Genomic DNA, 25,843 nt, shown 5'->3' with positions numbered 1-25,843 from the left:
TCAAAGCGATGCAAGGAGAGGCAGGGGGTAGAAAATGGACGCGACACACGACACGCCGACGCAGGCGGCCGCACCTGCGGTGACCGGCGGACGGCGCTCACCGGGACCGGTCCGCCCCTCGGCCTCGATGGCCGACGTGGCGCGGCTGGCCGGGGTGTCGTCCCAGACCGTCTCGCGGGTGTCGAACGGTTACGCGGGCGTCAACGAGGAGACACGCCGTCAGGTCCTCGCCGCCATGCGGGAGTTGGGCTACCGCCCCAACAGCGCCGCACGTGCCCTGAAGCGCGGCGAGTTCCGCACGCTGGGCGTCATCACCTTCTCCCTCTCCACGACCGGCAACGTCCGCACCCTGGAGGCGATCGCCACCGCCGCGGCGGCCGAGGGATACGCGGTGACCCTGCTGCCGGTCGCCGTCCCCACCCAGGACGAGGTGCGCGGCGCCTTCTCCCGCCTGGAGGAACTCGCCGTCGACGCGGTGATCGTCATCATGGAGGTGCACCTTCTGGACGCGGCCACCATCAACATGCCGCCCCGCGTCCAGGTGGTCGTCGCCGACTCCGACGCGGGGGAGCGGTACACGGTCGTCGACACCGACCAGGTCGGCGGCAGCCGAGCGGCCGTCCAGCACCTTCTCGAACTCGGCCACGACACGGTCTGGCACCTCGCGGGTCCCGAGGGCTCCTACGCCGCCCAGCGCCGTACCGACGCCTGGCAGGCCACGCTCACCGACGCGGGCCGCCGGATCCCGCCCCTGGTACGCGGCGACTGGTCGGCGGAGTCCGGCTACCGGGCGGGTCTGGAGCTGGCCGCGCGCGAAGACTGCACGGCGGTCTTCACGGCCAACGACCAGATGGCCCTGGGTCTGCTGCGCGCCCTGCACGAACGCGGCCGACGCGTCCCCGAGGACGTCAGCGTCATCGGCTTCGACGACATCGCCGAGGCGTCGTCCTTCCTGCCGCCCCTCACCACCGTCCACCAGGACTTCGCCGAGGTCGGCCGCCTCTGCGTCCAGGCGGTCCTGCGCAAGATGCGCCACGACGACCCGACCCACGGCACGACGCTGGTGCCGACGCGTCTGATCGTCCGGGACAGCGCGGCGCCACCCGCAGGGCGCTGAGCTGAGCCGTAGAGTGCCGCTCGCTGCCGTTGCAGGCATTGCAGGCGTGCCGTGCCGTCGTCCTGGCGGGGACCACACGGCGGAGCCACGGTCTCCGTCCGGGCGCCGGGTTCACTGGGTCGTTCCGGATCGTCGTGTCGCCACACCGGGGCCGGCGGCACTCACCGACGGTGCGGATCCTTGCCGTCGGCTCGCGGCAAGCGTCGACGGAACCTCTGTCCGAGGACGGCCCGGGTCCGCGGGCCCGGCGGTGTTCGGCCGGGCCCACGCGGGGTCAGCTCTTCTTCCGACCGTCCCGCAGCGCCTGGTCGGTCATGTCGGTCACCTGTGTGGCCGGGGGAGCCTCGGCTTCGACCTCGGTGCCGAAGTCGGAGTACTCCATCAGCGTGCTGAGCTTGACCTGTTGGGGCGCGGAGCTCGCGTCCGGCTTGGCGGAGGCCGGTGCCTTGACGGTCATGTCGATCTGCTGGCGGCGGATGCGGCCCTGGTCGTCGAGCCAGATCTGCATGGGCAGCGTCGGGCCGATCTGCTCGCGCAGCTGCGAGCCGCCGGGCAGCCGCGATACGTCGACCGAGACCTTGTACCGGTCGGTGTCCGTGCCGTCGATCTTCTCGGTGCCGACCTTGGAGACGTCGTCGTCGGTGATTGCCTTGGCGTAGGCGGCGGACTGGGCCGGATCGCCGATCTGCGCGGGGTCCGTGCCCTGCTGTTCCGCGACCTTCTTCAGGTCGATCTTCAGCCAGGGCTTGCCGCCGGACTTCTGCTGGTCAGGGGCTTCCTGGTAGAGCACCTGGTCGACCACGCGCTGTTCGATGGTCTGGCCCTCGGCGGTGACGGTCATGGTGCTGTCGCCGTCCTCGAGGTCGATGGCCCCGCGGCCGGCGGACGTGATCGACCGGCCGTCCGCCGATGCCTTCACCTTGACTGTCATCTTCGCCGTCTCGGCCTCGGCGGTCTTGTCGTAGGCGCTGCGCACGGCAGCCGTGCCCTGCTCCTGCGCGCCGCCGCTCGCGCTCGCCGTCGCCGCGGGCCTGTCGTCCTTCGCATCGCTGTCCCCACAGGCCGTCAGGGCGACGCTCCCCATGATGACGGCTGTCCCCAGCGCGGACGCCTTCACTCCTCTGCTCCGCATGAATGCCCTCTCTCCTCACGTTGGCCGACTTCCTCCGATGTGCTGTCGGCTTGCGGCGTGAGTGCCCCTGAGCTGGCCCAATACGCCCAAGGGGAAGGGGTGTTGGCCGGTTCGCGGTGCTTCTGGCCCGTCCTTCGGACATTGTTCCGCGTGCATGGAGTGCGAGGGTGGGCACCTCATATTCCGGGGTCTTTTCGGAGAAGGAAACGGAACGTGGAGATCCGGGTGTGCGCGGGAGCGTTGCGGCGAGCGATGCCCCTTGATTCCTTACGTCTCGCCCAGCAGCACCCGGACCGACTCCCACGCGGTCCCCGCGACCTCCCGTAGCGCCTCGGTCGTCGCGCCGTCGCGGGCCCGGTGGGACATGCCCTGGACGATCACGCCGGTGAACTCGGCGACCGCGCGGGCGTCGGTGCGGGCCGGGAGGGTGCCCGCGTCGATGTCGGCGCGGACGTGGTCCTCCAGGCGGTCGATGTTGGCGTTGCGGAGGTCGCGGAGGCGGTCTGCGACTTCCTGGGCGGCGTCGGAGACCCGCGTGGCGGAGCCGATGATCAGACAGCCGCCCGGGCCGTCGGTGAGGGTGTAGGTGTCGGCCGCCTCGAACAGCAGACGCCGGATCAGCGCGGGGGAGCGGTGCTCCTCGTCGAAGGCGCGCTGCATGAAGCTGCCTCTGCCGTTGTTGTAGAACTCGACGGCGGCGAAGAAGAGGCCCTCCTTGCTGCCGAAGGCCGCATAGAGACTGGGGGGATTGATCCCCATCTCCCGGGTGAGCGTGGCGACGGAGGCACCGTCGTAACCGTGCCGCCAGAAGGCGAGCATGGCCTTCTCCAGAGCGTCCTCGAGATCGAACTTGCGGCCCTGGCCGCGTACGCCTGCCATCAGGTGCTCCCACGTCGTCGTCGGTGAGCGTGCTCTCTCGCGGGCGCGGGCCGAAGCGCGGCGTCACGCCGGTGTGATCCGTTATTCATGTAGCGATCGATAAACGAATGATAGTGTCGCCGAGCCGGTGGGGGAACCGGTACGCCGAACAGGCGTGGTTCCTCGCCGCACCCTTCATGCGCAGCGAGGCGCGGCGACAGTGCGGTCGCCGCCCACGACGCATCATGCCTGCACAGCGTGAGGACTCCACATGCACAACAGTGCGTCTTACACCGACGGCCTGACCCGTCGTCACTCCGCCTCCCCGACCTGGACCGTGGAAGCCGTCAAACAGGTCCGGTACCACGTCGTCGAGGCGTCCGGTCTGTTCGACACCGACAGCACCCTGCTGTTATCGGGCTGTGCGGACGCCGCTCTGCGACCCGGCGACCGCCGTCTCGTCGTGATCGACTCCACCGTCCAGGAACTCCACGGGGAGCGCATCACCCGCTACTTCGGCCATCACGGCATCGAGGTCACCCTCCTTCCCGTCCGCGCCGACGAGAGCGTCAAGCGGTGGAGCCTGGTGACGGACGTGGTCGACGCGATGAACGACTTCGGCATCGACCGCAGGCGCGAACCGGTGATCGCCATCGGCGGCGGGGTCCTCCTCGACGTCGTCGGACTCGCCGCCAGCCTGTACCGGCGCGGCACCCCCTACATACGCATACCCACCACCCTGGTGGGCCTGGTCGACGCCGGAGTCGGTGTGAAGACCGGGGTCAACTACGGCCAGGGCAAGAACCGGCTCGGCACCTACGCGCCGGCCGTGGCGACCTTCGTGGACCGCTCCTTCCTGAGCACCCTGGATGCGCGCCACCTCTCCAACGGGCTGGCCGAGATCCTGAAGATGGCGCTGATCAAGTCGGCCGAACTCTTCGATCTGCTCGAGGACTTCGGACCGCTGCTGATCGAGGACCGCTTCCAGGGCAGCACTCCCGCCCTGGAGACGGCGGCCCGCCGGGTCGTCTCCGAGGCCATCCACCTGATGCTGGAAGAACTCCAGCCCAATCTGTGGGAACAGTGCCTGGAACGGTGCGTCGACTACGGGCACACCTTCAGCCCCACCATCGAGATGGAGGCGCTGCCGGAGCTGCTGCACGGTGAGGCGGTCGCCGTCGACATGGCGCTCACCACCGTGATGGGGCGGATGCGCGGCGATGTCACCGAGCACCAGTCCCAGCGCGTCCTGACGCTGATGGACCGACTGGGGCTGCCGCTGTGGACCGAGGTCCTGGGCCGTCCGGGAATCCTGGACGGAGCGCTCGCCGACACCGTGCGCCACCGCGACGGACAGCAGCGGCTGCCGCTGCCGGTCGGCATCGGCCACCACCGTTTCGTAAACGACGTCACCCCCGAGGAACTGGACACCGCGCTCAAGGAACTCGACACCGCACGACGACGGACCGGGCAGAACTTCGACCCGGCCGCCGGACTCGTCGGGGCAGGTGAGGCAGCGTGAAGTGGGAGAGCCTCTACATCGAGGGCTTCGGCTCCTATCTGCCCGAAGAGCGTGAGTTCGCCGCCGAGATGGTGGCCGCGGGACGGTACAGCCAGGTCGAACACCGCAAGACCGGACAGGTGTCGGCCGCCGTGGCCCGCCCCGAGCGCGGCGAGAGCGCCCCCGAGATGGCGGCGGCCGCCGGACGCGCCGCGCTCGTGGACGCCGGCACCGACCCCGCTGACATCGATGTCCTGGTCCATGCGGTGGTGCTGCACAACGGCCTGGAGGGCTGGAACTGCGGCTCCTACCTCCAGAGCGAGCTCGGCATAGAGGAATGCGTACCGATCGAGATACGCACCGCCTGCGCGGGCGCCGTCGTCGGTATGGAACTCGTCGGCCGCTGGTGCGCGGGCTCCGGCAAGGGCATGGTCACCGCCTCCGACGCCTGGCAGCTGCCGCTCTTCGACCGCTGGTCCTCCGACAGCGGACTGGTCTACGGCGACGGCGCGGGCGCCCTGGTGCTCGGTCACGACGGCGGCCCCTTCCGGGTCCTGTCCACCTCCGTGGTCAGCGACCCGCTGCTGGAGCGCATGCACCGCGGCAACGACTCGATGGCGATGCCGTACTACGGCTCCGGTGCCCCCATCGACCTGCGCCAGCGGGTCGCCGCGTTCGCCGAGACCCGCGGCACCGAGGAGTTCTGGACCCGCAACACCGCCGCGCTGTCACGCTGCGCCGAGACCGCGCTCGCCGACGCCGGCACCGCCCACTCCGACATCGCCCACTGGCTGGTGCCGAACTTCGGCAAGGTCCTGCTGCGCAAGCAGTGCTTCGGCCCGCTGAAGATCGACGCCGCTCAGACGCTGGCCGAACGCGGCTGGGAGATCGGGCACACCGGCGCCGCCGACCCGGTCGTAGGCCTCGACCTGCTGCGCCGCTCCGGCGCCCTCACCCCGGGCGACCGGCTGCTGCTGACCGGCATAGGCGTCGGATTCACCTGGGGCTGCGCCGTCGTGGAGTACACCGGCGCACCCGCCCACACCATCGAGACCAACGAGAAGAAGGGGAGCGTCCGTTGACCGCCACCACCAGCACCGAGACCCCAACGCCCGTACCGGCGACGGGCACCAACGCCGCCGTCTTATGGATGCTGCTCGCCGTCTTCGGCGTCGGCACCGTCGAATACCTCGTGGCCGGCGTCCTGCCGGACATCGCGGGCGACGTGAACGTGTCCGACGCCACCGCCGGCCTCCTGGTGACCGTCTACGCGGTCACCGTGATGATCGGCGGTCCGCTGCTCACCATCGTCACCACCCGCGTGCCGCGCACCGCCCTGATCATCGGCTCCATGGCGGTCTTCGTCATCGGCACCCTCGGCACGGCACTGGCCAACAGCTTCGCGCTCCTGGTCGTCTTTCGGATCGTCACCGCACTGCCGCACGCCACCTTCTTCGCCCTGTGCCTGGTCCTCGCCACCTCGCTGGTGCCACCGGAGTTCCAGGGCCGGGTGATCGCCCGCGTCTCCCTCGGACTGAACCTGGCCACCGTGCTCGGCGTGCCGCTCGGCACCCTGATCGGCGGCGAGTTCGGCTGGCGGACCTCCTTCGTGGTGGTCGCGGTCTTCCAGACCCTGGTCACCGTCGGACTGGTGGCCGTCACCCGGCGCGCCCCCGCCCGCCCGGCCGGGTCCATCTCCGCCGAACTCACCGTCTTCACCCGCCCCGCGGTATGGGCGGCGCTCACCCTCACCGCGCTCAGCCAGGCCGCCCTGTTCGTCGTCTTCACCTACATCGCGCCCTACCTGCGTGACTACACCGGCTTCTCGTCCGGCCACGTCACCCTGCTGCTCTTCGTGTTCGGCATCGGCTCGGTGGCCGGCAACCAGCTCGGCGGACACTTCGCCGACCGCTCCATCGACCGCACCCTGCTCGTCGCGCTCGGCGCTCTCACCGTCGCACTCGGCCTGCTGGCGCTCTTCGGCTCCAGCACCTGGTTCACCGCACCCTGGCTCTTCGTCCTGGGCGCCGCGGGCTTCTCGATCATCCCGCCGCTGGCTTCCAAGCTGATCAGCGCGGCGAGTGAGGCACCTAACCTCGCGGCCACGGTCAACATCGCGGGCTTCCAGCTCGCCAACGCCGCCGGCGCCTGGATCGGTTCGGCCACCCTCTCGCTGGGCGCGTCGCTGGCCACACTGCCCGCGGTCGGCGCCGGTCTGGCCCTGGCAGCCGTGCTCGCCCTCGTGCTGGGCACCCGCCGCACCCGGACGGCAGGTGAGGGCCGTTGATGCGGGCCGCCGTCATCGACAAACCGCACACCGCGACCCTCGTGGAGACCGCCCGCCCGACCGCCGGGCCCGGCGAGGTCCTGGTGAAGATCGCCTACGTCGGTCTGTGCGGCAGTGACCTGGAGCTCCTGCACGGCACCTCCCCCTACCTCGCCGACGGACGGGCCGTCTTCCCGCACCGCTTCGGCCACGAATGGGCGGGCACCGTCGAGGAGTTCGGCTCCGGCGTCACGGGACTGCGCCGGGGCGAGGTGGTCACCGGTTCCACGATGATTCCCTGCCAGTCCTGCCGTTCCTGCGCCGCCGGACATCGCAACCTGTGCACCGAACTGCGCGAGGTCGGTCTGTACGGCTGGACGGGCGCCGCCGCCGAGTACCTGGTGATGCCCCGTCACGCCCTGGTCCCCTTCGGCCCCGGTACGGAGCAGCCGCGCCCGGAACACGTCCTGGTCGAACCCCTGGTGACCGTCCTGGAGGCGGTCCGCGCGGCCGACCTGCGGCCCGGGGACCAGGTCCTGGTCGTCGGCGCGGGCACCATGGGCAGCCTCGCCGCCGCCGTCCTCGCCCGCTACCCGGTGACCGTCGACATCGCCGAACCCGGCACCGTCGGCCACCTCCCGCCCGGCAGTTACCGCAACCGCGTCACCCGCACCGCGGACGCCCCCACCGGCTACGACCTCGTCCTGGAGTGCTCCGGCGCCCCCGGCACCCTCAACGCCGCGCTCGACCGGCTGCGACCCGGCGGGCAGTGCCTTCTGGTCGGCGTCCCCGCACAGCCCGAGACCGTCGACGCCGCCCGGATCACCCTGGACGCCCTGCGCGTCGCCGGAGTCCGCCACGGCGTCGACCACTACGCCCGCGCCGTCGCGCTCGTCGACGAACTCGGCGCCGGACTCGTCGACCAGGTGATACCGCTCGCCGAGGTCGCCCGCGCCTTCGACGTGCTCCAGGACGGCCGGACCCGGCCCAAGGTGGTGCTGAGCCTTGCCTGACCTGCGCACCACCCTGATCACCGGCGCCAGCAGCGGCATCGGCCGGGCCACCGCCCGGGCGCTCGCCCGCCCCGGCCACCGGCTGCTGCTCTGCTACGCCACCGGCGAGGACCGGGTCCGCCAGGTCGCCGATGAACTGGAGCGCACCACCGGCGCCGAGTGCGTTCCGGTCCGGGCCGATCTGCGCGATCCGGAGGCCGCGGTCGACAGCTGCATGGCCGCCGTCGAGCGGGCCGGGCGGATCGACTGCCTGGTCAACAACGCCGGCATCAACGACCGCAGCGCCGCCGACGCCCTGGAACTGAAGCGGGCCGACGAGGTGTTCGCGATCAACACCCTCGCCCCCATGACGCTCGCCTCCGCGGTGGGCCACCACATGATCCGAGGCGGCGTCCGGGGCAGCATCATCAACGTCACCTCCGTCCACGAGACCGTCCCCATCACCGGCGGCGCCCTCTACTGCGCCAGCAAGGCCGCCCTCGGCATGATCACCAAGGTGCTCGCCCTGGAGTTCGGCCGGTACGGCATCAGGGTCAACTCGGTTGCCCCCGGTGAGACCGCCACCGCCATGAACGGCGTCCACGACGAGGACACCTACCGGGAGATCTCCCGCCCCGACATCCCGCTCGGACGCCCGGCCGGAGCCGAGGAGATCGCCTCGCTCATCGCCCATCTCGCCGGGCCCCACGCCGGCTATGTCACCGGTGCCTCGGTCCTCGCCGACGGCGGACTCGCCCTCACCGCGGCGGAGGCCAACGCCCGCCACGCCTTCACCACCGTTGCCCCGAAGGAGAACTCGCCGGCATGAAAGCCATCACCTTCCACCGCACCGGCGACCCGGACGTCCTGGCCCTCGACGAGGTGCCCGAACTGCCCCTCGGACCGCTGGACATCCGCGTCGCCGTCACCGCGGCCGCCGTGAACCCGGTCGACCTCAAGACCCGCTCCGGCTTCCTCAGCCTGAACCTGACCTACCCGTCCGTGCCCGGCTGGGACGTCTCCGGCGTGGTCACCGAGGCCGGCGGCGAGGTCACCCGGTTCGCCGTGGGCGAGCGGGTCATCGGCATGATCGCCCAGCCGGCCCACCGCTACGGCACCTATGCCGAACAGGTCACCGCCGACGCACGCCTCTTCGCACACGCCCCGGCCGAAGTGCCGCTGGAGGAGGCCGCCGCGCTCCCGCTCGCCGGACTCACCGCCGTCCAGACCCTGGCCAAGCTCACCCTGCCGCCCGGCGCACCGGTGCTCGTCACCGGCGCCGCCGGCGCGGTCGGCCGGATCGCCGTCCAGTTGCTGCTCGCCGCCGGACACCCGGTCGACGCCCTGGCCCGGACCGGCGACACCGAAGCCCTGCGCGACCTCGGCGTCGGCACCGTCCACACCCGGGCCGCGGATCTCCCCGACGCCACCCACACCGCCGTCGTCGACACCGCGGGCGTGGCCGCCGCGATCCGGGCGGTCGCCGACGGCGGCCAGTTCGTCGCCATCGACGACAACCCCCAGCCCGCGCCCGAGCGCGGCATCACTCCCGGCAAGAGCTACGTCGACGAGAACGGCGACCAGCTCCAGACCCTGAGCGATCTGGTCACCGCCGGCCGCCTCACCGTGCCTACCGGCCGCCGCTACCCGCTCGCCGACGCCGCGCGCGCCCATCACGACTTCAGCGCGGGCGGACTGCGCGGCAAGGTCCTGCTCCTGCCGTGACCCAGCCGCGCCGGAGGCCGGCGGCGCACCCGATCACGGATGCGCACATGGTCCAGGTCGCGGTACCGGCTCGGACTCGGGCCCGTCTCGGACTCGGGCCCGTCTCGGTCTCAGGCCCGGTCTCGGTCTCAGGCCCGGTCCCGGCCTCGGGCCCGGTCTCATTCCCGGCCTTGGCCCGACCCCGAACCGGGCCACCGGCCGGTATGCGTACCTGGCTGTCGGCCCGGTCCGGTACCCGCCGCAGCTGAGCCGTTGTTGTGCCCGGCCGCCGGCCCCCACCCGACGCCAGCCACCCGCCCCGCACCCCACCCGGGTCGTCGATGCGACCCCGCACCCCGAAGGAACCCCGCATGAGCACGGCTCCGGACACCTCCTTGCCCCTCGCCCCCGGCACCCGCCCGCCGGCCCACCGGATCACGGTGGCGGTGCCCGACGTCGAGGAGGCCACCGCCTTCCTCGCGGAACTGGCCGGGCCCTCGGCCGTGGACCGGGACGGCGCGTCCGGCGTCGTCGCGTTCTCACCCGGCATCGAGGTACGCCTCGTACCCACCACGCCCGACGGCACCACCGACACCCCGCCCCGCCTGGTCGACATCGGCACCAACCACCTCTGCCTGCGTGTCGGCGACATCGAGGCGGCCGTCGCCCACCTGGAACAGCTCCCCGGAGTCGACGTCCTGGGCGACATCATCACCATCCCCGAGGGCCCGATCCGCGGGAACCGCTGGATCTACTTCCGCTCCCCCTGGGGCACCCTCTTCGAGCTCCAGCAGTGGCCCGACACCCCCGGATACGCGGACACCACCGCCGAGCGGCTCCACCACGACCAGCGGCCGGCCGACGACGCGCCCCTGCCCACCCTGCTCGGCCTCGACCACACCGGCTACAGCGTCCAGAGCCTGGACGCCACCATTGACCACCTCGTCACCCACCACCGGGCACGGGTCGTCCTGCGCACCGAGATCGCCGCGGACCGGGCCTTCATGCGCCGCCAGTTCGACCTCGACGTCGAGGGCATCTCGGCGATGGCCATGGTCGTCGTGGACGACGCCCTCAACCTCGAACTCTTCGAGCACGGCGTCCCCGACCGGCAACCGCCGCGCCCCCTGGACCGCCTCGGCGGCAACCTGCTCGAACTCCACGCCACGCCCCAGCCCGCCCGCACCGCGCGCCACACCCCGTTCGGGCTCACCCTGCCGGGCCCGGTGACCACGTGAAATTCGGCATCAACCTGCCCAACTTCGGCCCCCAGATGACCCCTGAGGGCATGCTCGCCTGGACCCGCGAGGCCGAACAGCTGGGCTTCGACACCGTCCTGGTCTCCGACCACCTCGCCCTCACCGACGACGCCCACCGGCGCTCACCCGCCCCGTTCCACGAGAGCCTCGCCACCCTCTCCTGGCTGGCCGGGCAGACCGAGCGGGTCCGTCTGGGCGCGGGAGTCCTCATCGCCTCCCACCGCCACCCGATCGCGCTCGCCCGGGCCACCGCCACCATCGACGGACTCAGCGGCGGCCGCCTCGTCGTCGGTGTCGGCGTCGGCTGGGCCCCGCGCGCCTTCGACGTCCTGGGCGTGGACTTCCGCAGGCGCGGTGCCCTCACCGACCAGACGCTGGACGTCCTGGTCGAGGCATGGACCTCCGACACCGTCACCCATCGCGGCCACCGGGTGCACACCGCGCCGCGGCCCGTCCAGGACCCGCATCCGCCGCTGTGGATCGGCGGCAACGGACCGCGCGCCGTGGAACGCGTCAACCGCGTCGGTACCGCCTGGCATCCGCTCCACCCCAGCCGGCAGTTGTGCGCCCGGGCCGCCGAAGTCCTCGCGGACGGCAAGCAGTTCGCCCCCAGGATCTTCTTCCTGCCCACCACCACCCCCGCCGACCCGGCCTCCCGGCCGCTCGGCTACGGCACACCCGACCAGATCCGTGCCGACATCGCCTTCCTCCGCGACCTCGGCGCCGACCACGTGGTCCTCGACACCGACCCCGGCGACCAGCGTCTGCGCAGCCACTGGAAGGAAGACCTCGAACTGGTCCGGCTCGCCGCACACACCCTGGAGATCGGATGACCGCCGTGACGGCCCGCGCCCTGCTCTTCGACATGGACGGCACGCTGGTCGACTCCGCCGAGTCCATCGACCGCGTCTGGCGCGAGTTCGCCGCCCGCCACCGTCTCGACCCCGCCACCGTGCTCGCCGTGCTGCCCGGCCGCACCGCCCACGACATCGTCGCCGGGCTCCTCCCCGCAGCCGGCCTTTCCGACGTCGGCGCCGAAGTCGCCTGGATCCGCGAACGCGAGGAGGCCACCGCCGACACCGTCACCGAGATCCCGGGCGCCCGACGGCTGCTCAGCTCCCTGCCCGAGCGCACCTGGGCCGTCGTCACCTCCGCTTCCCGCACCATGACCGAACGCCGGCTCACCGCCGCCGGACTGCCCCTGCCCGCCGTCGCCGTCTGCGCCGACGACGTCCGGGCCGGCAAACCCGACCCCGAGGGCTTCCGTGCCGCCGCCCGTCTCCTCGACGTGGACATCGCCGACTGCCTCCTCTTCGAGGACTCCGCCCCCGGACTCCTCGCCGCCCACCGCTCCGGCGGCACCCCCGTCGCCGTCGCCGCCCCCGGCACCGCACCGGCCGCGTACCGCGTCGACGACCTGACGGCCGTCACCGCCCACGTGAGCAACGGCCGTATCCGCCTGGAGATCCGGCAGCCCCGCGCCCATGCCGAACCGGCGGAAGGGATACGGCTGTGAGCACGCGGGCCGTCGCACAGGACCGCGACGACCAGGTACGCACGGAGGTCGCCGTCGACCTCGGAGGAACCTGGCTGCGGATCCGGACCGAGTCCGGTGAGACCGTACGGCTCCCCGCCCCGAGCATCCTCAACCGGCCCGGCGAGGACCCGGCGGCGCTCCTGGAGCAGTTGATCGAAACCCTGGCCGACGCCGTGCCGGCGCATGCGCGGGTGGCGATGTCCTGCGGGGCCGCCATGGACGAGGAGCAGGGCGTGTTGCACGGCTCGGGCCCGCTGTGGGGCGGTGGCCCGGACCGGCCCGTCCCGCTCCGCGCCCTGCTCGACGCGCGCCGCCCGGACGTCAGCTGGCACCTGTTCAACGACGTCACCGCCGGTCTCGCGAGCTTCGTCGAGCAGTTCACCTGCCCCGGGCACCGCCGCGTCGTGTACGTCACGGTGAGCAGCGGTATCGCCCTGCGGACCGCCGACCTCACCGAACGCTCCGTCCCGGTCGACGCGCACGGCATGCAGGGCGAGGTCGGCCACCTCCCGGCCGTCTCCACCGCACCCGCCGCGGTCCGCGCCCTGACCTGCCCCTGCGGCGGCACCGGCCACGTCGCCGCCCTGGCCGCCGGACCCGCCCTGCCGCACGTCGCGGCTGCGCTCGGTATCGAAGGCCCCGAGGACATCCGCGACACCCTCCCCGCCCGGCTACGGACGGGGGACCCCGCCGCCCGCCGCCTGCTCACCACCGTCGTGGAACCCGTCGCCGAGATCGTGCGCACCGTGCGCTGCCTGGACCCCCGTGTCGACCTCATAGGCATCGGCGGCGGTTACGCGGAAGGCCTTGGAGAGGCCTACCGCGCCGAACTGGTCCGCCAGGTCAGCGAGGTACGCAGCTATGCCGACCGCGACACCGGGCGGCCCGACGACGGTCTGCGGCTGTGCCGCCCCGGCGAGGTGGATCCGATGGCGGGCGCCGTCGCCCTCTCCCACGGCTCACTGACCGTCACCAAACACTGAGACCAGCCCCCTTCAACCGCCACCCTTCCGGAAGGACCCCATGCCGGCCACGGCCACCCACCGCGCGATCGTCCGCCACGGCACCACCTGCCGCATCGAAGAGGTCCCCACCCCGGACCCCGGCGAGGGCGAACTCCTGCTCGCACCCGAGCACGTGAGCCTGTGCGGCACCGACATCCAGATCCTGCGCCGCGACCGCGACGACCCCTCACCGGTCGTCGGTCACGAGGGCGCGGCCCGGGTCGTCGCGGCCGGACCCGGTGCCGACGGCTTCGCTCCCGGCGACCGGGTGCTCGTCAACCCCACCCACCCCGGCGACCCGTCCTTCCTCCTCGGCCACAACGTGCCGGGCCTCTTCCAGCAACGCGTCCTCATCGGCGCCTCGGCCGTCCGCGGCGGTCTCGTCTCCCGCATCCCCGAGGACCTCCCCGCCGCCCGCGCCACCCTCGTCGAACCGTTCGCCGTCATCCGCTACGCCCTCGCCTGCCTGGCCACCTCGGCCCCCGACACCCTCGTCGTCCACGGCGACGGCCTGACCGGCAATCTCGCCGCCCTTCTCGCACCCCGCTTCCTGTTCCCCACGGTCCGTGTCGTCGTGGTCCACCGCACCGAGACCGGCCTCAAATGGACCCAGAGCCACGTCCCTCACGCGGTGAGCGTCCTCGACACCGAGCCGCTCGACCGGCATGTCACCGGCACCGCCGCGCTCCTCGTCACGACGCATCGCGGCGGAACCGTCCCCGCCGTCGAAGCCGCCGTCACCGCCCTCGGCGAACGCCTGGTCGCCATCCACCCCCTCGGCGGTGTCGCGCCCCGCGCCACCACCCCCCTGCTGCCCGGCGTCGACCTCGACGGCGTCCGCCGCGCCAACACCGGCGGCCCCTGGCCCCCGGCCACCACCACCTTCACCCGCCCCGGCCTGAGCCTCACCCTCAGCGGCAACCGCGGCGTCACCAACCCCCAACTCCTCGCCGCCGCCGAAGCCCTGCGCACCGACAACACCGCCGACCCGCTCCTCACCCACGTCCTGACCCTGGAGCCCGGCGTCCGCCACCTCAACGTGATCATCGGCGACCGCACCCGGGTCGTCGACGACGAACTGGTCATGCGCCTCGTCATCGACCTCGGGAACGGCTCCGCGCACCACGGGGACCGCCTGCCCTAGAGACCTGAACACGCGGGCCGTCGGACGGAGGTGCAACAAGAGGCACACCCCACCGCATCGATCTGTACGGGGGTGGCTTCCCCGCGATGGGAGTGGGCGAAGTGACGATCAGGCGGTGGATTGCCGGGCAACTGGCAGGAGTTGAGAGCGGCGCCATCCTGACCAGGTGAGCCGGCCTTGACCGCGGAGCCTCCGCGAATCCCGTTGGTGCACCGCGACGGGCGCTGCTAGTTTCGCGGAGGCCGTGCCGGAGGCGAGGAGGTGGTACCCGTGAACGCAGTATCGACATGGGTGCTCCCCTCCGGGGTCGCGGTCGGGCGATAGGTCGTCCGGGAGCGCCGTTCCAGCGCATTCCCGAAAGGCACGACCATGCGATTCACCTCCGAGCAGCGCCTCGACGACGGCGTCCTCGAACGCGAATTCACCCTCGGTGAGATCCCTGGCACCCTGTGGACGCCTGAGTCCGCCGCGCCGGTCCCGCTGATCCTGATGGCCCACAACAACGGCCTGCCCAAGAGCCTGGCCCGGCTGGTGGCCCGGGGCCGGTACACCGCGGCGCACGGTTACGCGGTCGCCACCATCGACGCCGTCGGGTGCGGTGACCGGCCCCGATCCGCCGCCGACGAGCAGGCCCGCACCGAACTTCGCCGGGCGATGCAGGCCGGCGAGCCGGTCGACGAGATCTTCGAGTCCGTCGTCGGCCCGCTGGTCGAGAACGCGGTCCCGGAATGGCGGACGACTCTGGACGCCCTTCTGGCACTGCCCGAGATCGGCGGCCCGGTCGGCTACTCGGGGTGGATGGCCCTCGGCATCCGGCTGGCGGTGGTCGAACCGCGCATCGCCGCCGCCGGTTTCTTCGCCGGGGGTTTCGTGCCCCGCGCCCAGCGCGAGGAGGCCCCGCAGGTCACCAGTCCGGTGCTGGTCCTGCTCCAGTGGGACGACGAAGGAAACCCCCGGCAGCGCGCCCTGGACCTGTTCGACGCCTTCGGCACCAAGGAGAAGACGCTGCTCGCCAACATGGGCGGACACACCGGCACTCCCTGGTTCGCGGGGGAGGACGCGATCCGGTTCTTCGGTCGGCATCTGAAGTGAGGCAGGGCCGTTGGGCCGGCCGCGGACGGTAGCGGTCCCGGTCTGGGCGCCGCCGTCGAGGGCAGGCCTCAGCCTCCTCGATGGCGGTGGCCACCGACGGCGATCACGGACGCGCGCTGCCGACGGTGGACGAAGGCTCCCCGGTCCTCTGCCGCGCCCACTTCCCGGCGCTCGGGCCGGTGCCCTTGTTCCGGTGGCCTTCGACCCGGGGGTCGTCCGTGACGTCGTAGCGCTTCACATACGCCCCCAGGAACGCCTGGAGGGTGGCGACCGCGGGGATGGAGATCAGGGCTCCGGCGGCGCCGAGGAGGGCTGTGCCCGCGATGACGGAACCGAAGGCGATCGCCGGGTGGATGTCGACGGTCCTGGCGGTCAGCTTGGGCTGGAGGAGGTAGTTCTCGAACTGCTGGTAGATCACGACGAAGATGAGCACCCACAGCGCGTACCAGGGGTCGACCGTGAAGGCTATGAGCATCGGCAGGGCGCCCGCGAGGTAGGTGCCGATGGTGGGGATGAACTGCGAGACCAGGCCCACCCACACGGCGAGCACCGGCGCGTAGGGAACGCCCAGCACCTGGAGCAGGATGTAGTGCGCTATGCCTGAGACGAGCGCCATCAGTCCGCGTGAGTAGATGTACCCGCCGGTCTTGTCGACGGCGATCTCCCAGGCGCGCAGCACCTCGGCCTGCTTGGCGGGCGGCAGGACGGAGCAGAGCGCGCGGCGCAGCCGGGGGCCGTCGGCGGCGAAGTAGAACGCGAACAGGGTGATCGTCAGCAGGCGGAAGAGCCCGCCGAGGACCTGGGCGGAGACGTCCAGGACGCCGGTGGCGCCGTTCTGCACGTAGTTGCGCAGCCAGTCGGAGCGCAGCAGCCCCTCCTGCACGTCGACGCGCCTCAGCTCGGTGTTGAAGTGTGTGTTGATCCAGTTGATGACGGAGTCGAGATAGGCCGGGAAGTCCTCGACGATCTTGACGACCTGCTCGGCGAGCATGGAGCCGAGGAGCGTGACGAAACCGGCGCTCACGACCACGATGCCGAGAAAGACCAGGAAGGCGGCCAGTCCTCTGCGGATTCCCCGTGCGGCCATTCGGCTCACCGCGGGCTCGATCGCGAGGGCGAGGAAGAACGCGATCAGGATGTTGATCAGCAGGCCGAGGAGTTGGTGAAAGGCCCAGTCGGCCAGTTGGAACACGGCGACGAGGGCGAGTGCGAGCACCATGGCGCGCGGCAGCCAGCGCGGCATGCGCGCGGCCGGTCCAGGGGCTTGCCCGGGCGGAGGCTGGGGGCTCGGTGCCGGGTCGGATGCGGGTGCGTTCGGGGAGCCCTGAGCGGTCTCGTCTGTGCGTGCCACCGGGCAAGTCTCGCCCACGCCGTCTTGCGACCGGACGCCGCCCCGGCCGTTCCTGCGATCTGGGCGAAGTACCCGTTCAGGAACGGTAGTTGGGCATGGCCGCGCGCTCGCCGTGGACCGGCCGATCATGCCCCTGCCCCGACGACCGGAAAGCGGCGCCGACCATGAGGGGAGGATGAGAAATTGTGTGACCTCGCCGCGCCGGGGCAGACGCGCCCGTTATGAGCACCCCCCAATCGAGCACGGTGGACGAGGCCCCGCAGCTGAGCCCGGGTGTACGAGCGGCACCTCCGCCCGCCCCGCCGGCGGCGCGACCGCGCAGACGCACCGGGCGGGGCTTCCCGTCCGCGCTGCGTGGTGGGCGGGTGGCGGGGCTTGACGGACTGCGGACGGTCGCCGTGGTGCTGGTGATCGTCTATCACGTGGATGCGGACCTGGTGCCCGGCGGGTCGGTGGGCGTCGACGTCTTCTTCACGCTCAGCGGCTTCGTCATCACCCGGCTGCTGGTCGCGGAGTACGCCCGCACCGGTCGCATCGGGCTCGGGGCGTTCTACCGGCGGCGGTGGCGCCGGCTGGGCCCCGCCATGCTGGCGATGTGCGCGGTCACCACCGTGCTGTCCGTGGCGTTTCCGCTGCCGCTGTTCGACGGCGCGTGGGTGACGGCGGCGCTGGCCGCGCTCTCGGTGGTCAATCTCGTACGGGCGGGGGAGCCCGGGCCGTACTCGGACCTCACCACGTCACTCGCCCACACCTGGTCCCTGGGGGTGGAGGAGCAGTTCTATCTGGCCTGGCCGCTCCTGCTGCTCGTCCTGCTGCGACACATGACGGCACGGGCCGTGCTGGTCTGGGTCGCGGTGCTGTGCGTCCTGCCGGTGCTCTGGCGGACGGTGCTCTGGGACCCCACGGCGGCGCACCGCATCTACAACGGCCCCGACACGCGCGCCGACCAGCTCCTCCTGGGGGCGCTGCCGGCCCTCGTCCTGGCCCGACTGCGCGCCGACGACCCCCGACTGGCGCTGCTGCGGCGCTGGGCGGGACGGCTCTGCTGCCCCGCGCTCGCGCTGCTGGGGCTGATCGCCTGGCAGATCCCGATCACCGGAGCGAGCGGCTGGAATCCTCTCTGGTACACGGTCGGGTTCCTGGCCACCGCCGTCGTGTCGGCCATCGTGGTGGCCGCGCTCGACCTCTGCCCGCGGTCATGGCCCTCCCGTCTGCTGTCGACGTCCGCGCCGGCCTGGGTCGGACGCAACCTCAGCTATGGGATGTACCTGTGGCACTACCCCGTCATCAGGCTGCTCTCCGACCTCGGCGTGCACGGCGACCGGCTGCTCCCGGCAGGCCTCGCGGCGACGGTGGTGGTGGCCTACGCGTCGTACGTCCTCGTCGAACGCCCCCTGCTGAGACGTGACCGGCTCCGCGTGCGTCCACTGGAGCCGACGGTCACCGCGGAACGTTCCCCCGCGCCGTGACCAGCGTCTTCAAGGGCAACGCCTGCTGCCAGGCTCACCGTGCCCACGGAGGTGCTCCCCCGCCCCGAAGGTGACGCCATCGTCGACCCGTCGAGGTGCGCGGCGGCCGCGGCGGCCGACCGCCCCACCCCGGTGGAACTGACCGTCGACGCCGCCGAACAGGTCGCCTACACCTCGATGTGCGAGCCCATGATGACCGTGCGGTCGCGGGGCAGGCTGAAGTACTCCGCGGCGTCGGCCGTGATGTAGGAGGTAGCGATGAACAGCCGCTTGCGCCAGGGCGCCATCGTCGGTGCCGTCCCGCGCCGGAGCTCGATCTTGGACAGGAAGTAGGACGCCTGGTCGAGCTGCAACGGCCCTTCCGTGTCGGCCGGGTCGAGCATGGCCAGGGTGCCGGGTACGTCTGGAGTCTCCATGTAGCCGAAGCGGGCGGTGACATGGACGATGCCGTCGTCGGCGTAGCCGAGGTCGTCCACGACGATCCGCCGCTCGGCGGGCACCCGGGGCACGGGCTCGGTCTTGATGGAGAGGATCACGACCTGCTCGTGCCGCACATGGTTGTGCTCGACGTTGGCCCGCATGGCCAGCGGCGCGGTCTCCTTGCCCCGGTTGAGAAAGACGGCCGTACCGGGGACCTGACGCGTGACGGCCTCGCCGCTGCGCAGGTCGTCGACGAACTCGGGCAACGACCCTTCGGCGCGCGCCCGTTGTTCGGTGACGATCTCGCGGCCGCGCTGCCAGGTCGTCATGACGGTGAAGGCCGTGAGGCCGATGAGCAGCGGCAGCCACGCGCCGTGCACCAGCTTGGTCATGTTGGCCGCCACGAACAGCAGGTCCACGAACAGGAGCAGGCCGCCGCCGATGGCCAGCAGCCAGGTGGGCGTGGCCCACTTGGCGTGGGCGACGTAGAAGAACAGCAGGGTCGTGATGGTGATGGTGCCGGTGACCGCCATGCCGAAGGCGTAGGCCAGCTCCGCGGAGGAGCGGAAGGCGAAGACCAGGGTGAGGACCGAGACCATCAGCAGCCAGTTGATCCAGGGGACGTAGATCTGGCCGATCGTCGACTCGGAGGTGTGCGCGATGCGCAGTCGCGGCAGGTACCCGAGCTGGGCGGCCTGCGAGGCGACCGAGTACGCGCCGGTGATCACCGCCTGGGAGGCGATCACGGTCGCCGCCGTCGCGAGCAGGACCATCGGCCAGCGCCCCCAGTCGGGCACGAGCAGGAAGAACGGGCTGCTGATGTTCTCCGGATCGTCGAGGATCAGCGCGCCCTGCCCCATGTAGCTCAGGACACAGGCGGGCAGGACGAGGAACAGCCAGCCGCGGGTGATCGCCCGGCGGCCGAAGTGGCCCATGTCGGCGTAGAGCGCCTCGGCGCCCGTCACGGCGAGCACGATCGCGGCCAGGGCGAAGAAGGCGGTGCCCCAATGGCCGAACAGGAAGCCCAGCGCGTACGTCGGGGACAGCGCCTTCAGGATGCCCGGATGGTCGGTGATGCCTACGACCCCGCACGTGCCGATGGCCAGGAACCAGACGATCATGATCGGCCCGAACACCCGCCCCACCGCCGCGGTCCCCCTGCGCTGCACCAGGAAGAGGATCACGATGATCACCGCGGTGATGGGTACGACCGCGTCCTCCAGCGACGGCTCGACGACCTTGAGCCCTTCGACCGCGGACAGTACCGAGATCGCCGGAGTGATCATGCTGTCGCCGAAGAAGAGCGAGGCCCCGAAGATGCCGAGCGCGGCCAGGACGGCGGCGGCCTTGCGACCCCGCTGCGAGCTCCACCGCCGCAACAGGGTGATGAGCGCCATGATGCCGCCCTCGCCGTCGTTGTCGGCGCGCATCGCCAGCAGGATGTAGGTGACCGTGACGATGATCATCACCGACCAGAACACCAGCGACACCACCCCGTACACGTTGTCCGTGCTGACCGGGACGGGGTGCGGGTCGTCGGGGTTGAACACCGTCTGGAGGGTGTAGATCGGGCTGGTGCCGATGTCGCCGAAGACCACACCGAGCGCACCGATGACCACGGCCAGGCGCACCGTGTCGCGTGTCCCGGCCCGACGTGCCTCCTCGGCCCGCGATGCGGCTCCGTCATCCGACTCGGTTCCCTGCCGCTGATCGGCCATGGTGCTCCTCCTCGTACGAGCCGCTGATCTGCGGGCCCGGGGCGTCGGAGCGGACGATACCCACCCCATGGTCCAACCGTCGGCAGGGGCACCACCCAGTCTCGGCGACTTCTTCTCGCGTCCCTGAGATGGGAGGACCAACGGTGTTTGTTCGGCGCCCAGACGTGTACGCGTACTAGATGACCGTGTCCCAGCTGGAAACAGAGCGAAAGTACGAAGCCCCGTCGGCCGACGACACCGGCTGGCTGCCCGACCTCGCCGGTGTGGGCGGGATCGTGTCCGTCGTGGAGCAGGGCGCCGCGGATTTGGACGCCGTGTACTACGACACCGACGACCTGCGTCTGGCCGGCGCCTCGGTCACGCTGCGCAGAAGGACGGGCGGGACGGACGAGGGCTGGCATCTCAAGCTGCCGCTGTCGGGCGACAGCCGGGAGGAGGTACGGGCCCCACTCACCGACACCCTTCCGTACACGCTGCGTGACCTGGCGCTTTCCCGTACCCGAGGGGCTGATCTCAGGCCGGTCGTCCGGATCCGCTCCACCCGTGGGGTGCGTCACCTCGTCGACGCGCAGGGCGGCGTCCTCGCCGAGCTGAGCATCGACGCGGTCCGTGCCGAGGCGCTGCTTGCCACCGGCACCCGGGCCTCCTGGACCGAGATGGAGGTCGAGCTCGCCCCGGACACCGACCCGGCGCTTTTGGACGTCGTGGACAAGACGCTGCGCAAGAGCGGCGTGGACCGGGCCGAGTCCCCGTCCAAGCTGGCCCGGGCGCTGGAGGAGACGGCGGTGGGAGCACCCCGTCTGCCGGACGAGCACGCCGCAGAGACCGTGGCCCGCGGATCCGCCGGCGAAACGGTCCTCGGCTATGTGGCGGAACAGATCGGCGCCCTGGTGAGGCTGGACCCCGCGGTACGGCGTGACGTGCCCGACTCCGTGCACAAGATGCGCGTCGCCGCCCGTCGGCTGCGCAGTGTCCTGCGCTCCTACCGGTCGGTCCTGGACCGCAAGGCCACCGATCCGATCCGCGAGGAGCTGAAGTGGCTGGGCGGCGAGCTGGGCGCGGAACGCGACCAGGAGGTCCTGCTGGAGCGGCTGAGTTCGAGGATCGGGGCGGTGCCTCAGGAGTTGCTCTTCGGGCCCGTTGCGGCACGGCTGCAGATCTGGGAAGCCCACAACCGCTCCGAGACCCGCCGACGGACCCTCGACGCCCTCGCCTCACCGCGCTACCTCGCGCTTCTGGACTCCCTGGAAACGCTGACGCGGCGGCCCCCGCTACGCGCCCAGGCCTCCCGGAAGCCGGAGAAGGTCACGGCCAAGGCTGTGCTGAAGGAGTACGGCCGGCTGTCCGACCGCGTCACCCACGCGCTGGACCTCTCGCCGGGCACAGAACGCGACACGGCCCTCCACGAGGCGCGCAAGGCGGCCAAACGGACCCGGTATGCCACGGAGCCGGCGCGTGACGCGCTGGGCAAGCCCGCCAAGCGTCTCGGCAAGCGCGTCAAGGCCGTCCAGAAGGTCCTCGGCGACCACCAGGACAGCGTCGTGGCCCGCGAGGCCCTGCGGAAGCTGGCGCCGGCGGCCCACGCGGCCGGCGAAACCGGCTTCGTCTGGGGCCTGTTGTACGGACAGGAACAGGCCGCGGCCGACCGCCGCGAACGGGAACTGCCGGCCGTATGGGCCGAAGCGTCACGCAGCGACCTGCGCAAGGCGCTCGCCCGCTGAGACGCCCTTCGAGCCCCTTCGCAAGTTCTCAACCTGAATGCCGGGCAGACGGGCCGTCCGGCCCTGCCCTGGGCCCAGTTGACCACGTCACCCAGCAACAGCTCGCGTGACTGGGCAACGTATTCAGGCGGCCCGATCTGCAGGACGCAGCGACAGTCGAATGGTGAATTCCAGGATCCGCATTGATTTCCCCTGGTCGCCATTACGGTCCGACCTTTTCCGTGATGCAGGAAGATCTCTGCAATGACCTTTGTGGCTACCGGAGTTGAGACTTCCTGGAAGGCTGCTAGAGATGGGCGGCAGACGCATTCGACAAGCGCGGTCATCCGCTCCGAACCCGCTTAGTGTGGCACCGCGTTTTGTCATCCGCTTTCCTGAATGCTGCGGAGCGCGCAAGGGACAAGGAGCGATGGAGAATGTCGAATTCACGCAGGGGCATGTCCAGATGGATACTCGCGGCGTCGGCCTGTGTCGTTGCCGCGCCCCTGGCCACCGCTGGGCCTGCCGGCGCTGCGACCGGGACCGACGCCGTTGCCGAGACGACGGTCAAGGTGGTCGCTTCCGGGCTGAAGAACCCCCGTGACGTGACCGCGCTGGCGGACGGCAGCCTGCTGGTGGCGGAGTCGGGCGAGGGTCTGCCGGGCTGCGCCGTCGGTCAGGTGTGCCTGGGCAAGACCGGTTCGATCTACAAGGTCAAGGGTTCCTGGCAGGGCCGGGTCGTCACCGGTCTGGCCTCCTTCGGGCCGGGCGCCGCGCCCGGGACCCCCGTCCAGGCCCTCGGCCCGGCCAGTGTCCTGCCCGACCCCAAGGGCGGCTATCTCGTTCTGAACTCGGGCGGTTTCAACAACGACGGCCGCGCCGCGCTCGGCCCGGACGCCAAGACGCTGGGCACGCTGATGCGGACGCGTGACGGGTCCGTCGTCGCGGACTACGTCGACCACGAGACGCGGCTGAACCCCGATGGCCGCGAGGCGTACGCCAACCCGTGGAAGGTCCTGCGCAGCGGCGGCACCTACCTGACCACCGACGCGGGTGCCAACACCGTGCTGAGCACGACCGGTGGCACCACCTCCACCGAGTTCGTGCTGCCGACGAACGAGAACGACCGCGACGGGGTGCCCACCGGCATCGCCCGTGGCGCCGACGGCACGACATACGTCGCGGGCCTGGGCGTCTACGCGGGCCAGTCGCGGATCTACAAGGTCGGCGCCAACGGTCCCGAGCTGTGGGTCACCGGCCTGACCAACGTGGTGGACCTGGCCGTCGCTCCGAACGGCGACCTGATCGCTCTGACGTACACCCCGGGCTACCTCGAGGACCCGCCGCAGCCGAGCAAGGTCCTGAAGATCGACCCCGTCACCAAGGCGGTCACCGAGATCCCGACCGGCGACAGGCTGATCATGGGCACCGGACTCGACGTCAACCGCTACGGCCAGATCCTGGTCGTCAACAACGCCCGTGGCACCGACGGCGAGTTGCTGAGCCTGACCTACTGACATCGTCCACGTCGCGCCGGTACGGCGTGCTCCCTCGCCCCCTGACGTGCGTACACCTGTGACGACGGCCCCGCCGGTGCGATCAGCGCCGACGGGGCCGTTCACGCGTCCCGGCCTGGAAAAGGCTTTGAGCGAGACCGCAGCCCGCTGTTACTTTCACGGCGGACCGTGAAGTCGTCGTAGGGAGGTGAGCCCCGTGAACACAGTTACCCGTGGGTGCTCCCTCAACCCGTCACGGTCCGGCGGCTGACGTTCGGTGTCGCCAGGAGCGCCTGAGATCGAGGCACTCCTGGAGGGAGACTCCGATGAACACAAAGCCATTCACCTCTGGCCTGAGCGACCACGCGGTGACGATCACGCGCGTCGCGGACAGGCAATGGCACGCACTCGACGACGACCTGGTGGTCGGCCGCGGGCATGCCCAACACCGGCCGGACGGCCGCCTGTTCGTCAGCATCGACGCCTGGCACACCGCCGCCTTCGACCGGCTCGCCGAGGTGATGCCGGCCCAACTGCCCGCGCCGCTGTACACGGTGGTCGACGAAGCCGACGTCGAGCTGACGGCCGGCTGGCGGCGGGCCGGTTTCACCATCCGGCGCCGCGAGTGGGAGTACGCCGTACCGACCGATCCACGGCTCACAGGACTCGACGCGGTGCTGCCGCCTCCGGGCGTGACGATCGTGCCCGCCGGTGAGGCGGACGAGGGCCTGCTGCGAGCGGTGGACCGCGCGATCCGTGACGAAGTCGAGGCGACCGTCGGGTGGCAGTCGATGCCCGCGGAGGTGATCCCCCGCCCCGCGGGCGACACCATCGTCGACCCGTCGAAGTACGCGGTGGCCGCGGCACCGGACCGCTACCTGGGTCTGTTCCGGGTGGTCACGGTCGTCCGGCCGCGTATCGGGCTGGTCGCGGTCAGGTCCGGCGAGCAGCGCCGCGGCATCGCGCGGGCGCTCCTGGCCCACGCGCTGGGGAGGTTGCACGACTCCGGGTACACCGAGGCGTGGACCGAGGTCCACGAGTCCAACCGAGCGGCCTCGGCACTGTTCGAGGGCATCGGCGCCCGGCCGATGAGCAGCAACCTGGAGCTGGTCCGATGACGAGGAACAAGAACGTCATCGAAGTCGAGGGCAAGGTCGTCGAGTGCCTGCGCAGCGCCATGTTCACCGTGGAGCTCGAGAACGGTCACCAGGTGCTCGCGCACATCAGCGGGAAGATCCGCAAGAACTACATCAAGATCATGCTGGAGGACCGGGTGCTGGTGGAGCTTCCGCCGTACGACCTGACGCGCGGCCGGATCGTGTTCCGGTACCGGAACTAGCGGCGGTCGGCACCTTCCGAGGCACCTGACCCCGGGGCCTGGTCACGCCGTTTCCGTGACCAGGCCCCGGCCCGAGGGCCCCAGGGGGCGCTTGCCACGGTCGCCGGGGAGGTGAGTCCGAGAGCGTCGTTGTCCTTGCCGTCCCGCATGTGGTCCAGCCAACGCTCGTACCAGGAAAGGAAGTCGGGCGCGGAGGAGACGTTCGGAGGCCAGAAGCCGTCCGCGTTGCCGATGAGCATGCGGCCGGTGAGGGGACCTGTCACACCGATGAGGCACAGGTCGGTGCCGCCCATCTCGATGACGTGGAGGAACAGGTCTCCTCCCATCGCCTCCGGGTGGTCCACGTGGTGGAACCCGCGCGCCGTGCCGTCCGGCGGCTGCCGGTCCATCGTGTACAGCCTGCACTCCTCCAGTGGGAGCAGACCGTAGAAGGGCCCGGCACCGCTGCCGCCGAGCTCCACAAGGAACTTCCGGTACGCCGACGGCAGTTCGATGTGGTGTTCGCTCTCGAAGACGTCGGCCTGCGCGGAACGGAGGCGCGGGCCGACGCGAAACCCATGACGCTCGGCACCCGCCGAGTGGCTGCGCCGCGCCTGGTACGGAACCCTGGCCAGCTTGGATCGGATGCGCGATATACGGGAGCCCATCGCAGGATCTCTTCTCTCGTCCGGCGCCACTGTACTGACCCGCCCGCTCGGGACAGCTCCGCACACCTGCGACCGAAGGGCGGATCTCCGTCCGGCT

The 25,843-nt window shown here is 71.2% G+C and carries 23 protein-coding genes; 18 read left to right on the top strand and 5 right to left on the bottom strand.

Going from position 1 to position 25,843, the window contains the following annotated elements; genetic code table 11:
* The first annotated feature begins 127 nt into the window (after nt 1-127).
* A complete protein-coding gene (locus ACFY0U_RS26555) occupies nt 128-1,117 on the top strand; it encodes a LacI family DNA-binding transcriptional regulator (protein WP_388640313.1) in 990 nt (329 codons plus the stop codon).
* Nucleotides 1,118-1,391: 274 nt separating this feature from the next.
* Here ACFY0U_RS26555 and ACFY0U_RS26550 read toward each other — a convergent pair whose 3' ends face one another.
* Both ACFY0U_RS26550 and ACFY0U_RS26545 read right to left on the bottom strand, forming a co-directional pair.
* Nucleotides 1,392-2,249, bottom strand: a complete 858-nt coding sequence (locus ACFY0U_RS26550; RefSeq protein WP_388639833.1) for a hypothetical protein — start codon at nt 2,247-2,249, stop codon at nt 1,392-1,394.
* Between the two features lie 267 nt (nt 2,250-2,516).
* Nucleotides 2,517-3,128 (bottom strand): TetR/AcrR family transcriptional regulator, encoded by a 612-nt coding sequence (locus ACFY0U_RS26545; RefSeq protein ID WP_388639831.1) that lies wholly within the window; start codon nt 3,126-3,128, stop codon nt 2,517-2,519.
* Nucleotides 3,129-3,378: 250 nt separating this feature from the next.
* On the opposite strand from ACFY0U_RS26545, the gene ACFY0U_RS26540 reads away from it, so the two are divergent.
* The 12 genes from ACFY0U_RS26540 (at nt 3,379) to ACFY0U_RS26485 (ending at nt 15,606) form a co-directional block, all read left to right on the top strand.
* On the top strand, nt 3,379-4,629 hold the full coding sequence (locus ACFY0U_RS26540) for a sedoheptulose 7-phosphate cyclase (protein WP_388639829.1): 1,251 nt from the start codon (nt 3,379-3,381) through the stop codon (nt 4,627-4,629).
* Nucleotides 4,626-5,690 (top strand): 3-oxoacyl-ACP synthase III family protein, encoded by a 1,065-nt coding sequence (locus tag ACFY0U_RS26535; RefSeq protein WP_388639827.1) that lies wholly within the window; start codon nt 4,626-4,628, stop codon nt 5,688-5,690. Before ACFY0U_RS26540 ends, ACFY0U_RS26535 begins: the two co-directional genes overlap by 4 nt.
* Entirely contained in the window at nt 5,687-6,895 is a 1,209-nt protein-coding gene (locus tag ACFY0U_RS26530; protein ID WP_388639825.1) for an MFS transporter, read from the top strand. Before ACFY0U_RS26535 ends, ACFY0U_RS26530 begins: the two co-directional genes overlap by 4 nt.
* Nucleotides 6,895-7,887 (top strand): zinc-binding dehydrogenase, encoded by a 993-nt coding sequence (locus ACFY0U_RS26525; protein ID WP_388639823.1) that lies wholly within the window; start codon nt 6,895-6,897, stop codon nt 7,885-7,887. The genes ACFY0U_RS26530 and ACFY0U_RS26525 overlap by 1 nt, the downstream gene beginning before the upstream one ends.
* Nucleotides 7,880-8,695 (top strand): SDR family oxidoreductase, encoded by an 816-nt coding sequence (locus tag ACFY0U_RS26520; protein WP_388639821.1) that lies wholly within the window; start codon nt 7,880-7,882, stop codon nt 8,693-8,695. Before ACFY0U_RS26525 ends, ACFY0U_RS26520 begins: the two co-directional genes overlap by 8 nt.
* The gene (locus tag ACFY0U_RS26515; protein ID WP_388639819.1) at nt 8,692-9,591 is read left to right on the top strand and encodes an NADP-dependent oxidoreductase; all 900 of its coding nucleotides are present in this window, start codon (nt 8,692-8,694) and stop codon (nt 9,589-9,591) included. Before ACFY0U_RS26520 ends, ACFY0U_RS26515 begins: the two co-directional genes overlap by 4 nt.
* Nucleotides 9,592-9,941: 350 nt before the next feature.
* On the top strand, nt 9,942-10,808 hold the full coding sequence (locus tag ACFY0U_RS26510) for a VOC family protein (RefSeq protein WP_388639817.1): 867 nt from the start codon (nt 9,942-9,944) through the stop codon (nt 10,806-10,808).
* Nucleotides 10,805-11,662 (top strand): TIGR03619 family F420-dependent LLM class oxidoreductase, encoded by an 858-nt coding sequence (locus ACFY0U_RS26505; RefSeq protein ID WP_388639815.1) that lies wholly within the window; start codon nt 10,805-10,807, stop codon nt 11,660-11,662. The genes ACFY0U_RS26510 and ACFY0U_RS26505 overlap by 4 nt, the downstream gene beginning before the upstream one ends.
* Nucleotides 11,659-12,345, top strand: coding sequence for an HAD-IA family hydrolase (locus ACFY0U_RS26500; RefSeq protein WP_388639813.1), 687 nt, complete (start codon nt 11,659-11,661; stop codon nt 12,343-12,345). The genes ACFY0U_RS26505 and ACFY0U_RS26500 overlap by 4 nt, the downstream gene beginning before the upstream one ends.
* Nucleotides 12,342-13,349 carry an ROK family protein gene (locus ACFY0U_RS26495; protein ID WP_388639811.1) on the top strand — a complete coding sequence of 336 codons (1,008 nt, stop codon included), beginning with the start codon at nt 12,342-12,344 and terminating at the stop codon, nt 13,347-13,349. The genes ACFY0U_RS26500 and ACFY0U_RS26495 overlap by 4 nt, the downstream gene beginning before the upstream one ends.
* Nucleotides 13,350-13,389: 40 nt before the next feature.
* On the top strand, nt 13,390-14,514 hold the full coding sequence (locus tag ACFY0U_RS26490) for an alcohol dehydrogenase catalytic domain-containing protein (protein ID WP_388639809.1): 1,125 nt from the start codon (nt 13,390-13,392) through the stop codon (nt 14,512-14,514).
* A 369-nt stretch (nt 14,515-14,883) separates the two neighbouring features.
* Nucleotides 14,884-15,606: a dienelactone hydrolase family protein gene (locus ACFY0U_RS26485; RefSeq protein ID WP_388639807.1), complete on the top strand. Its 723-nt coding sequence runs from the start codon at nt 14,884-14,886 to the stop codon at nt 15,604-15,606.
* 103 nt (nt 15,607-15,709) lie between these two features.
* On the opposite strand, the gene ACFY0U_RS26480 is transcribed toward ACFY0U_RS26485, so the two are convergent.
* Nucleotides 15,710-16,957 carry an AI-2E family transporter gene (locus ACFY0U_RS26480; protein ID WP_388639805.1) on the bottom strand — a complete coding sequence of 416 codons (1,248 nt, stop codon included), beginning with the start codon at nt 16,955-16,957 and terminating at the stop codon, nt 15,710-15,712.
* Nucleotides 16,958-17,178: 221 nt separating this feature from the next.
* Between ACFY0U_RS26480 and ACFY0U_RS26475 the strand changes: the two genes are divergently transcribed.
* The gene (locus ACFY0U_RS26475; RefSeq protein WP_388639803.1) at nt 17,179-18,426 is read left to right on the top strand and encodes an acyltransferase family protein; all 1,248 of its coding nucleotides are present in this window, start codon (nt 17,179-17,181) and stop codon (nt 18,424-18,426) included.
* A 167-nt stretch (nt 18,427-18,593) separates the two neighbouring features.
* Here ACFY0U_RS26475 and ACFY0U_RS26470 read toward each other — a convergent pair whose 3' ends face one another.
* The gene (locus ACFY0U_RS26470) at nt 18,594-20,564 is read right to left on the bottom strand and encodes a potassium transporter Kup (RefSeq protein WP_388639801.1); all 1,971 of its coding nucleotides are present in this window, start codon (nt 20,562-20,564) and stop codon (nt 18,594-18,596) included.
* Nucleotides 20,565-20,743: 179 nt separating this feature from the next.
* Between ACFY0U_RS26470 and ACFY0U_RS26465 the strand changes: the two genes are divergently transcribed.
* The 4 genes from ACFY0U_RS26465 (at nt 20,744) to infA (ending at nt 25,099) form a co-directional block, all read left to right on the top strand.
* Nucleotides 20,744-22,285, top strand: a complete 1,542-nt coding sequence (locus ACFY0U_RS26465; protein WP_388639799.1) for a CHAD domain-containing protein — start codon at nt 20,744-20,746, stop codon at nt 22,283-22,285.
* Between the two features lie 437 nt (nt 22,286-22,722).
* Entirely contained in the window at nt 22,723-23,781 is a 1,059-nt protein-coding gene (locus ACFY0U_RS26460; RefSeq protein ID WP_388639797.1) for a ScyD/ScyE family protein, read from the top strand.
* A 305-nt stretch (nt 23,782-24,086) separates the two neighbouring features.
* A complete protein-coding gene (locus tag ACFY0U_RS26455) occupies nt 24,087-24,878 on the top strand; it encodes a GNAT family N-acetyltransferase (protein ID WP_388639795.1) in 792 nt (263 codons plus the stop codon).
* On the top strand, nt 24,875-25,099 hold the full coding sequence (gene infA / locus ACFY0U_RS26450) for a translation initiation factor IF-1 (protein ID WP_007386266.1): 225 nt from the start codon (nt 24,875-24,877) through the stop codon (nt 25,097-25,099). The genes ACFY0U_RS26455 and infA overlap by 4 nt, the downstream gene beginning before the upstream one ends.
* On the opposite strand, the gene ACFY0U_RS26445 is transcribed toward infA, so the two are convergent.
* Nucleotides 25,096-25,746, bottom strand: coding sequence for an SMI1/KNR4 family protein (locus tag ACFY0U_RS26445; RefSeq protein ID WP_388639793.1), 651 nt, complete (start codon nt 25,744-25,746; stop codon nt 25,096-25,098). The genes infA and ACFY0U_RS26445 overlap by 4 nt on opposite strands.
* Nucleotides 25,747-25,843: the final 97 nt, after the last annotated feature.

Source organism: Streptomyces sp. NPDC001536, assembly GCF_042894505.1.
Lineage (GTDB): Bacteria > Actinomycetota > Actinomycetes > Streptomycetales > Streptomycetaceae > Streptomyces.
The sequence above is the reverse complement of the archived record's forward strand: the minus strand, read 5'-3'. Positions and strand labels throughout refer to the sequence as shown.

Excerpts from the sequence above, each read along its gene's own strand:
- ACFY0U_RS26445 (WP_388639793.1), bottom strand. The coding sequence starts at position 25,746 with ATGGGCTCCCGTATATCGCGCATCCGATCCAAGCTGGCCAGGGTTCCG.
- ACFY0U_RS26490 (WP_388639809.1), top strand. The coding sequence starts at position 13,390 with ATGCCGGCCACGGCCACCCACCGCGCGATCGTCCGCCACGGCACCACC.
- ACFY0U_RS26540 (WP_388639829.1), top strand. The coding sequence starts at position 3,379 with ATGCACAACAGTGCGTCTTACACCGACGGCCTGACCCGTCGTCACTCC.
- infA (WP_007386266.1), top strand. The coding sequence starts at position 24,875 with ATGACGAGGAACAAGAACGTCATCGAAGTCGAGGGCAAGGTCGTCGAG.
- ACFY0U_RS26470 (WP_388639801.1), bottom strand. The coding sequence starts at position 20,564 with ATGGCCGATCAGCGGCAGGGAACCGAGTCGGATGACGGAGCCGCATCG.
- ACFY0U_RS26455 (WP_388639795.1), top strand. The coding sequence starts at position 24,087 with ATGAACACAAAGCCATTCACCTCTGGCCTGAGCGACCACGCGGTGACG.
- ACFY0U_RS26515 (WP_388639819.1), top strand. The coding sequence starts at position 8,692 with ATGAAAGCCATCACCTTCCACCGCACCGGCGACCCGGACGTCCTGGCC.
- ACFY0U_RS26485 (WP_388639807.1), top strand. The coding sequence starts at position 14,884 with ATGCGATTCACCTCCGAGCAGCGCCTCGACGACGGCGTCCTCGAACGC.
- ACFY0U_RS26465 (WP_388639799.1), top strand. The coding sequence starts at position 20,744 with ATGACCGTGTCCCAGCTGGAAACAGAGCGAAAGTACGAAGCCCCGTCG.
- ACFY0U_RS26525 (WP_388639823.1), top strand. The coding sequence starts at position 6,895 with ATGCGGGCCGCCGTCATCGACAAACCGCACACCGCGACCCTCGTGGAG.
- ACFY0U_RS26555 (WP_388640313.1), top strand. The coding sequence starts at position 128 with ATGGCCGACGTGGCGCGGCTGGCCGGGGTGTCGTCCCAGACCGTCTCG.
- ACFY0U_RS26500 (WP_388639813.1), top strand. The coding sequence starts at position 11,659 with ATGACCGCCGTGACGGCCCGCGCCCTGCTCTTCGACATGGACGGCACG.
- ACFY0U_RS26510 (WP_388639817.1), top strand. The coding sequence starts at position 9,942 with ATGAGCACGGCTCCGGACACCTCCTTGCCCCTCGCCCCCGGCACCCGC.
- ACFY0U_RS26545 (WP_388639831.1), bottom strand. The coding sequence starts at position 3,128 with ATGGCAGGCGTACGCGGCCAGGGCCGCAAGTTCGATCTCGAGGACGCT.
- ACFY0U_RS26475 (WP_388639803.1), top strand. The coding sequence starts at position 17,179 with ATGAGCACCCCCCAATCGAGCACGGTGGACGAGGCCCCGCAGCTGAGC.
- ACFY0U_RS26460 (WP_388639797.1), top strand. The coding sequence starts at position 22,723 with ATGTCCAGATGGATACTCGCGGCGTCGGCCTGTGTCGTTGCCGCGCCC.
- ACFY0U_RS26550 (WP_388639833.1), bottom strand. The coding sequence starts at position 2,249 with ATGCGGAGCAGAGGAGTGAAGGCGTCCGCGCTGGGGACAGCCGTCATC.